The sequence below is a fragment of the Methylocaldum sp. genome (genome assembly GCF_039794385.1).
Taxonomy (GTDB): Bacteria; Pseudomonadota; Gammaproteobacteria; order Methylococcales; family Methylococcaceae; genus Methylocaldum.
Genome location: NZ_JBDIVO010000347.1, coordinates 1 through 4780 on the forward strand (window position 1 = coordinate 1; position 4780 = coordinate 4780).

3 protein-coding genes and 1 pseudogene are annotated in these 4780 nt (G+C 57.9%); 3 read left to right on the forward strand and 1 reads right to left on the reverse strand.

Features of this window, described 5'->3' with window-relative positions; translation table 11 throughout:
- Positions 1-323 precede the first annotated feature (323 nt).
- Entirely contained in the window at positions 324-920 is a 597-nt protein-coding gene (gene smrA / locus ABJK70_RS20405; RefSeq protein WP_156881105.1) for a DNA endonuclease SmrA, read from the reverse strand.
- Between the two features lie 238 nt (positions 921-1158).
- Here smrA and ABJK70_RS20410 point away from each other — a divergent pair, with 238 nt between their 5' ends.
- The 3 genes and pseudogenes from ABJK70_RS20410 to ABJK70_RS20420 form a co-directional block, all read left to right on the forward strand.
- Complete coding sequence (locus ABJK70_RS20410; protein ID WP_347258929.1) at positions 1159-2388, forward strand: CapA family protein; 1230 nt, start codon at positions 1159-1161, stop codon at positions 2386-2388.
- A 239-nt stretch (positions 2389-2627) separates the two neighbouring features.
- Positions 2628-4181 (forward strand): MBOAT family O-acyltransferase, encoded by a 1554-nt coding sequence (locus ABJK70_RS20415; RefSeq protein WP_133718354.1) that lies wholly within the window; start codon positions 2628-2630, stop codon positions 4179-4181.
- A 16-nt stretch (positions 4182-4197) separates the two neighbouring features.
- Positions 4198-4780, forward strand: a pseudogene (locus ABJK70_RS20420) (hypothetical protein); the annotation flags it as partial.

Below are 4780 nucleotides of genomic sequence, written 5' to 3' on the forward strand. Positions count from 1 at the left end.
GTTGTTTATCGAGAGAGGTTCACGAGTTCATCGATAAATTTGTGGAGATCGGGGAGCTACCCTCCTTGGCACTGGATTCCGGCATCCCTGCCGGAATGACGGATTCGGAGGCATTATTCGAATCACGCAGACACTTGCGTATAAAGCTGAGAGCTCCGCTTGGGCGCTATGCCCGAGAAGCTCCGGCTTCTCGCAGCCGCATGCGAATCGAGACGCAGGAGCGTCTCGAAATAGGTTCCCAAACGGGAGTTTGGGAACCAGCGTAAAGCGGGATGCGGAAGTAGTAGATCGGGAATCCCTTCTCGACGCATCTGCTGCGACGGTCAGGGTACGGGTTTGCCCGAGGACAACCCCAGGCGTTCGCGGGTTTTTTCCTTCTGTTTCTCGCTCTTGCGGAGCAGCAGATACACGGCGCCGGCGCCGCCGTGCCACTTCTGCGCGCTGTGAAAAGCCATAATCTCGGGAAACATCGGCAGCCAACGCGTCAGATAGCTCTTCAGCAAGGGCTTCTGCTCCTTGTTACCGCGTCCCTTGCCGTGGCTGATCAGAGCCGATCGCACGTCGTGGCGCACGCAGTCACGGATGAATCGATAGACTTCGTGGCGCGCCTGCTCCACCGTCAGACCGTGCAAGTCCAACATGGCTTCGATCATGTAGCCGCCCTGCTGCAGCTTGCGAAAGACGCCGTTTTGAATGCCGTCGCGTTTGAAACTGATGATGGCCTCGGGATGAACGAATTCGACGAACGCCGTCGGAAGCTGGTTTTCATCGAAGGCGGTACCGCGCTGGGCCGATTCGCGCCTGTAAAGCTGGCCGGGCGTGGGCGCCTCGCGATGGGTCAGAATGGCTCGGCCGGATTGATCGATGGGCCGCACATCGGCCATTTCTTGCTGAAATAATTTTAGGTCGTCGTCGGTCATATCTTTTACCTCGATCTAATGTCGAGTTCGTGCGACGGGTTTGACGATCGTTGTCATGATCGATGTTCGTTTCGATCCGAACTCGGTCCGCGCCGCCGGGTGAAATCCGCCGACGGGCAGCAGCCGTCGAAAGGCTTACGCCTAGAGCATAACAAACTTTACCGGTAGACACGGAAGATTCCCGATGCTATCGGCTGAAACCAAAGCCGGATTATGTCGACGGAAAACGGGATGATCTATGAACCGCAGTCGCCGAAAGTTTCTCTTACGCTACGGGATTGCCGGCCCGGGCCTGCTCGCCGCCCGCGAACCGTTTCGACAACTCTACGGGAAAGAGGTTTCTCCCATGGAACAGACTCCCCACAGAACCAAGCTTTTTTTGTGCGGCGACGTGATGACCGGCCGGGGCATAGACCAGATCCTGCCGCAGCCTAGCGATCCCCAGCTCTACGAGCCCTATGTCAGGAACGCCAAGATATACGTCAAGCTGGCGGAACGGCTCAATGGCCCCATCTCTCAACCCGCCGATTTCTCCTACGTTTGGGGCGATGCCCTCGCTGAACTCGAGCGTGCCGGACCGGATGTTCGCGTGATCAACCTCGAGACGGCGATCACTGCCAGCGACGAGTACTGGCCCGACAAAGGCATCAACTACCGGATGCATCCGGCCAACACCCCCTGCCTCACCGCTGCCCGGATCGATTGCTGCGTACTGGCCAACAATCATGTGCTCGACTGGGGCTATCAAGGGCTGGCCGACACTTTGGACACCTTGAAACAAGCCTCGCTGAAAACCGCGGGTGCCGGCCGAAACAGCCGGGAAGCGGAAGCCCCGGCGGTACTGAATCTGGCCGGCAAGGGGCGTGTCCTGGTTTTCGGCTTCGGCTGCGATTCGAGCGGAATCCCGCCCGAATGGGCAGCGGCGGACGACAAGCCCGGCGTGAATTGGCTGCCGGATTTGTCGTTCGAAACCGCGCATCGGCTTGCCGATCGAATAAGACACATCAAACAGGAGCGGGACATCGTCGTGGCATCCATACACTGGGGCGGCAATTGGGGCTACGCGATTCCCGACGAGCAGCGACGTTTCGCGCATGCATTGATCGACGAAGCCGGCGTCGACGTGATCCACGGCCATTCGTCCCACCATCCCAAGGCCGTGGAGGTTTACCGGGACAAGCTCATCCTCTACGGCTGCGGCGATTTCATCAGCGATTACGAGGGCATCGAAGGCTACGAATCCTTCCGGGGCGATTTGGCGCTGATGTATTTCCCGACCGTGAATCCCGCCGACGGAACACTGTCGGATCTCGAAATGGTCCCGCTGCACATGAGGCAGTTTCGCTTGAACCGACCTTCCGCGGATGACTTCCGCTGGATTCGGGACCGGCTCGACCGGGAAACCGACAAGTTCGGCGGAGCCGTGGAAACGCTCGATGAGCGGCGTTTGGTCCTGCGCTGGCGCTGATCGAGTAGTTTGAATCCGACTTCTCAATCGCATTGCCGCTAAGGTAACAGGCGTCGGTGCGGCGTCGCGCGCCGCACGAATCGAATCGCGGGAAAAACGTGGGCGACCATGCGTCATGGCTTCGCCTAAAATTGTTATGGCCGTTCGGATCGCCCGCTCTTTTCGGAACCTAGGATATTTATATATAGGCCATGTAAGATACGTCGCCGTAAGCGCGCATCGGAAAACAAATAGAAGAAATGTTATTCAACTCGGTCGAATTCCTGTTTTTCTTTCTACCCGTCCTGCTGTTCGCTTTTTTCCGATTGGGGCGCCACAGTCGGCGACTCGCCGCCCTTTGGCTGACCGCCGGATCCCTGCTCTTCTATGGCTGGTGGAACCCGGCATATCTCGGCCTTCTGCTCGCCTCCATCGTTTTCAACTATCTGGTCGGCTACGCGATCGCACGCGGCAACGACATCGGCTCCATCCGCCGCAAGCGGTTTCTAACACTAGGGATAACGGTGGATCTCGCGTTGCTCGGGTACTACAAGTACGCGAATTTTTTCATCGATAGCGTCAATGCCGTCTTCGGCACTAGCCATGGCATTGCTGAAATCGTCCTACCTCTCGGCATTTCGTTTTTCACCTTCACCCAGATTGCCTTCCTCGTGGATGCCGCTCGAGGCGAAGCCAAGGAATTCGATTTCGTCCACTATAGTTTGTTCGTGACTTATTTCCCGCATCTGATCGCTGGTCCGGTATTGCATCATAAGGAAATGATGCCCCAGTTCGGCCAGGCATCGACGTATCGTTTCAGCCACGAGCACCTGACGGTCGGGCTGACGGTTTTTGCCATGGGCTTGTTCAAGAAAGTCGGCCTGGCCGATGGTGTCGCTCCCTATGTCTCGGCGGTATTCGACGCCGCCGAGAGAGGGGAGGTTCTCGGCCTCTTTCAAGCCTGGGGCGGTACGTTGGCGTACAGCTTACAGCTCTATTTCGATTTCTCGGGTTACTCCGATATGGCGATCGGGCTCTCATATATGATCGGCGTACGTCTGCCGATCAATTTCAATTCGCCCTATAAAGCGGTCAACATCGCCGACTTCTGGCGCCGCTGGCACATGACTCTGTCTCGGTTCCTGCGCGACTATCTCTACATTCCATTGGGCGGCAACAGAAAGGGACCGGTCCGCCGCTATGTCAATCTGATGACCACTATGTTACTGGGCGGACTTTGGCACGGCGCGGGCTGGACATTCGTCTTGTGGGGCGGTCTGCACGGCCTGTATCTGATTATTCATCAAGTTTGGCAGGCGCTCCGCGCTCGCTTGGGCCACGATCCCGCCCGCACCTCGATCGGCGGACGCATCCTGGGCGTGACCCTGACATTCCTGGCCGTTCTGTTGGGCTGGGTTTTCTTTCGTGCGCCGACTGTAGCCGGCGCGCTATCTATTCTGCACAGCATGGCCGGGTTGAACGGCGTCACTCTACCGGACGCCGTTGCGTTGCGCATTGGCCCGGTGGCGGCATGGCTCGGTGAATTGGGAATAGTGTTCACGCCCGGTGGAGGCCACGAGTTCCTCATGAATTTCGTTTGGCTCGCCGTACTCCTGCCAATCGTATTCCTGGCGCCCAATACCCAGCAGATCATGCAGCGTTTCAGGCCGTTTTTGGACTATCACTCGAAGGCCGACGGTTCGCGCCTCGCTTGGTCGGCCGAATGGCGATGGGCGCTGGCGATGGCTTTTGTGCTGGCCTCCGGCTTATTGTCGCTGACCCGACCGAGCGAATTTCTTTATTTCCAGTTCTGAAAGTCTCGAACCGTTCATGAAGCGCTACCTCCAGTTTTGGCTGATCTTGACCGGGACGATGTTGTTGGCGGTGGCGGCATGCAACCTCGTGGCGGACCCCTATGGCTTGTTCAGATTGGTGGACGAACCTGGATTCAACCGCATTAAGCCCAGTGCAGGCGCTCATGGAACCATGGCCAAGGCTTACCAGGTCTTGCGTGTGCAGCCACGTGGCTTGATTCTCGGCAATTCGCGCGCGGAAGTCGGCTTCGATCCCGAATACGAGGCTTGGCCGGCGGACTCGCGTCCCGTATTCAATCTGGCTTTGCCGGGCACCGGTACCGAGACCACCGTACGCTTTCTGCAACACGTTCTAGCCAATGACAATGCCGGCTCCAAAGTCGTACCCAAGGTAGTCGTTTGGGGTATCGACTTCATGGACTTTCTAATCGACGCCCGTACATCGCGCCGCATCGCCGTGACGAGCAAGGAAGGAAACCGCCTTCTGACCAACCTCGATGGCTCCCCGAATCCCACGCGAGCGCTACAGCAGGCACGTGATTATCTCGAGTCTACGCTTACGCTGGGCGCCTTCATCGACGCGATAGAGACGCTTGGCC

Coding starts and splice junctions, on each gene's coding strand:
- smrA (WP_156881105.1), bottom strand. CDS start 920: ATGACCGACGACGACCTAAAATTATTTCAGCAAGAAATGGCCGATGTG.
- ABJK70_RS20410 (WP_347258929.1), top strand. CDS start 1,159: ATGAACCGCAGTCGCCGAAAGTTTCTCTTACGCTACGGGATTGCCGGC.
- ABJK70_RS20415 (WP_133718354.1), top strand. CDS start 2,628: ATGTTATTCAACTCGGTCGAATTCCTGTTTTTCTTTCTACCCGTCCTG.